This window comes from uncultured Capnocytophaga sp. (assembly GCF_938029845.1).
In the GTDB taxonomy this organism is placed as follows: Bacteria; Bacteroidota; Bacteroidia; order Flavobacteriales; family Flavobacteriaceae; genus Capnocytophaga.
Genome location: NZ_CALHGG010000061.1, coordinates 1 through 3,884, shown reverse-complemented (window position 1 = coordinate 3,884; position 3,884 = coordinate 1). Strand labels below are relative to the sequence as shown.

At 40.8% G+C, this 3,884-nt stretch carries 2 protein-coding genes and 1 pseudogene; 1 reads left to right on the top strand and 2 read right to left on the bottom strand.

From position 1 onward, the window contains the following. The first annotated feature begins 184 nt into the window (after positions 1-184). Positions 185-1,126, top strand: a complete 942-nt coding sequence (locus Q0625_RS04170; protein WP_298823701.1) for a hypothetical protein — start codon at positions 185-187, stop codon at positions 1,124-1,126. 54 nt (positions 1,127-1,180) lie between these two features. Here the strand turns inward: Q0625_RS04170 and Q0625_RS04165 are convergent, their stop codons facing one another. Both Q0625_RS04165 and Q0625_RS04160 read right to left on the bottom strand, forming a co-directional pair. After that, positions 1,181-2,662: an ankyrin repeat domain-containing protein gene (locus Q0625_RS04165; RefSeq protein WP_298823699.1), complete on the bottom strand. Its 1,482-nt coding sequence runs from the start codon at positions 2,660-2,662 to the stop codon at positions 1,181-1,183. A gap of 29 nt (positions 2,663-2,691) precedes the next feature. After that, a pseudogene (locus Q0625_RS04160) lies at positions 2,692-3,680 on the bottom strand (IS30 family transposase). Positions 3,681-3,884: the final 204 nt, after the last annotated feature.

The following is a 3,884-nucleotide window of genomic DNA, read 5'->3' as shown; positions in this document are numbered from 1 at the left end:
TGCCTTTGTTGGTCTTTATGTGTTCAAATAAATCCTTCATTTTTTTAGTTCTTAAAGACGGTACAAAAATACACAATTATTTTGGCCTAACATACTTTTTTACAAAAAAACTTTACTTTCGCTTGTGTATCCCATTCTTTTGTTGTATTTTTGCCACACATAATGTGTTTAATTTTTGTAACTTATGGAAGATCAGTTTGACACAAGCAAAGCCGCTATGTCCCGAAGGCTCAATGAAGTGTTCTTGTACATACGGAAAAATACAGAATATGTTACCCAAACCCTTTTCGCACAGAAGATAAAAGAGCCTCGCAGCAACCTTTCGGCGGCGCTCAATGGTAATGAAAAATACATGACCGAAGGGGTCATCAAAAAAGTAGTAGCGGCCTTTCCTGAGATAGATAAGGAGTGGATGCTTTCAGGTCGTGGAGAAATGCTTGTAGAGGAGGACTATCAGGACGGTGGTCAATTCCTAAAAGCGGAACGAGAGAAATATGGTCTTACTCTAACTGATATATATGAACATACTCATATCCCTGTAAGAAAACTCAAAGCCTATGAGATGCATGAGGAGGATATGCCCGATAGAACTCGTTCCCTCTTGGAACTCTATTTTGACCAAGTGGCCTATGAGTACGAAAGTCAAGATGATGAGGACTTGAACATTCCTATACTGAAGACAGAAGTAGTATCTTCCCTTGTAAAAGTCCCTTACTATGATGTGGATTTTGCAGGAGGCTGGTCTACCGAAGAGCTTTTTACACAGGTAAAACCCTCCTTTATCATCAGCTCTCCGGACTTTGATCGAGCTGATTTTGCTTGTAATCTTATTGGTAATTCTATTTCCAAACGTATCCGAAGTGGCTCTGTTATTGGTCTAAGGCGCATAGAGGATTGGCAGACGTACTTTCCAACTAATGAACTCTATGGGGTAATTACCAAAAATCAGATTCGTACAGTGAAAATCGTTAAGCGTAGTAAGCAAAAGGGCTTCTTGGAGCTTATACCAGATCCTTTGCCAGAGCTTAATAATCCTCCTTATGAGATGGAACTTATTCCCATGAACTATGTAGTAGAGTTCTATCAAGTAGTAGCTTGGGCTTTCTTTGAGAGAATCGCCATGTAGGAGAAGAGCGAAAAGAGAAGAGTGAAAAGCAGTTATTCACTCTTCTCTTTCCATTTATTTAAGAAAGTCAAGGTCAGCGTTGCTCTTTTGTAGGTTTTCGTTTTCTTTCGCCAGATCGTAAGCTGTTTCCCCTAAGGAAGTAGTAAGCGCTTTGTTCGCTCCCTTCTCTATCAGATACTTGAGGATAGAGGTGTCTTTGGCTGTTAGGGCTGCTTTTATAAGAGGTGTTTCACCATCTTCGTTTTGGGCGTTGATATCTATATAAGGCCAAGAGAGAATTTTCTCTATGAGCTTAAGATTACTTTTTACAACAGCCATATGTAGGGCAGTGTCTCCGTGAGCATTGGCAGCTTGTAAGGCTACTAAATACTTCTTCAAAAGAGCTGTTTTTTGTTCAAAATCGGCATCATTGCCTTTTTTGCGAGGGTTATAGCTAGCAAGGAGTGCCTCTACTACATTTACGCCTTTTTTACTTACCACTCCAGTATGAGCACCTTGCTCCAAGAGGAAGGCAACTACCTCGCTACTGCTGCGTTGTAGGGCAATGAGCAGGGCTGTCTCTCCTTTTACATTGGCTTTGTTAAGGAGTTCTTTGTCCTTATCCAAGAGCTTTACTAGCTCCAAGTTATTCCCATAGCAAGCATTCATAAGGCAGGTGTTTCCCTCCTTGTCTGTAACATCTGTGGTAGCCCCTTTTTCTATAAGATAGAGAGCAGCAGGCAGGTCTTGACGACGTGCTAAGTAGTGTAGTGCTGTAGCACCCTTATAATCGGTAGCATTAGCAGAAATTTTCTGGTTTTCAATCAAATATTGATATACTTCAATAGGATTATTGGGCTGGCGCACTACTCCTTCAGCTGCCATAGGTAAGGCTTGGGGGGTGGCTTTTACCTTCTTACGCAAGGTCTTAAGCAGGTTTACATTGCCTTTTCGAGCAGCATAGTCAAAGGCAGTAGCCCCACTAAGGCTTGTTTCTTTGAGCTTGAGACCTTTACTTACAAAATATTGAGTAAGAGAGAGTTTGTCATCATCGAAGGCAATAGCCTTCATTAGAATTGTTTCCCCTTGGTCATATTTTGCTTTAGGGTCTATTCCAGCCCTAAAGAAAGCTTCATATAGCATAGGATTCGTATTACCGAAGAGGGCTGCAAAGGTAATAGGGGTATAGCCCTTGCTGTCCTTGGCATGAATATCACTACCTTGTTCCAATAGGTAGTGGATGAGTTCTACATTCCCAGCGCTTGCTGCCCAAAAGAGATAAGTACGTCCGTCATGGGTGGTTTTTGTCACACTGTTGCCTTGTTGTTCTATCAGGTAGATAGCTGTGGGGGTAGGCACTTTGCCAAGAATAGCTAAAGAAGGCGCATCAAAAGCAGCTTCATTGAGAGCCGAAGGGCTATTGCCTGCTTCTATGGCAGTTCTTACTTGACTGATAGTAGTGTTTTCGTTCCAAAAATTACGATCAAAGAATACATTTTGCTGGCTCATGGCGGATATGCTTGCCAAAAGTGTTATGACAGAGAACAGTTTTTTCATAAGTGAAAAGTTAATAGGCCGAATTCAAGTTACAAATGCAACTTTTCAGTTAGACATTGATTTGATTTTGCAAAGTTATTAGAAAAGAATTCTAATGGTGTTAGGTAACCGAGTCTTTTTCTCGGTCTGTTATTTAGTTTATCCTGTATCATTTTGACATCTTCCTCTGTTAGATCCTCAAATGAACTGCCTTTGGGTATAAACTGCCTTATAAGACCGTTCAGGTTCTGATTTGATCCTCATTCCCAACTATGATATGGACGGGCAAAATATACATCTATTTTAAGGGAAGAAGCAATCTGCTGGTGATCTGAGAACTCTTTCCCATTGTCAGCCGTTGCTGTATGTAACAAGTCTTTAATAGGGCTAAGTATATCCACCATAGCTTTGGTAAGCGGTTTGGCTTCTTTCCCTTCAAGTAATGCCAACCAACATATTCCAGTTGCCCTATCGTTTATCGTAAGCAAGGCTCCTTTATGGTTCTTTCCAATCATGGTATCAATTTCTAAATCCTCAAAACGGCTTCTTTGCTCCACTATAGCTGGGCGATTTTCTATGCCTACTCTATTACTGATGATGCCTCTATTGTCCCTGGAAGCACCACGTTTTCGATACCGCCTACCTTTGCGTCGTAGGTGAGTATGTAGGTCTCCGCCACGCTTCTTATCCTCCCATATATGCTGATAGATACGCTCATGGCTAATACATTCCAATCCTTCCAATTCGCATCTTCCAGCGATCTGTTCTGGACTGAAGTCCTCTCTGAGTAATTCTTCAACACGTTCACGTACAGCTTGAGTAAAGTGGATTTTTTTTGGTTTTTTTGCATTCGCTTCTGGTATTTTCGCTGTGCCAAATCAACATTGTATTGCCCGCTTCGCTTGTCACAATTACGTTTAAGCTCACGGCTAACAACGGATTTGTCTTTACCTATGGCAGAGGCTATAAAATTAATTTTACAACCTTGTTGCTTCATCACAAAAATTGTGTACCTTTGCTCTTTGGTTAAATGACCCATTCTTTTGAACTTTTGGACGGAGGCAAAGATAGTCATTTTCCCCTGCTCAGACAAAGGGAGGATCTATTTTTTTCCTCTCTTTTGTTTGAGTAAAGTTTTTTATTTACTTCCTACCTCCGAAAAAGTTGCATTTATTAGTTGAATTTAGGCAATCTAAAACAATGCTTACCCTCATATTCATTCCTATTGCCATAGGGGTAGCTC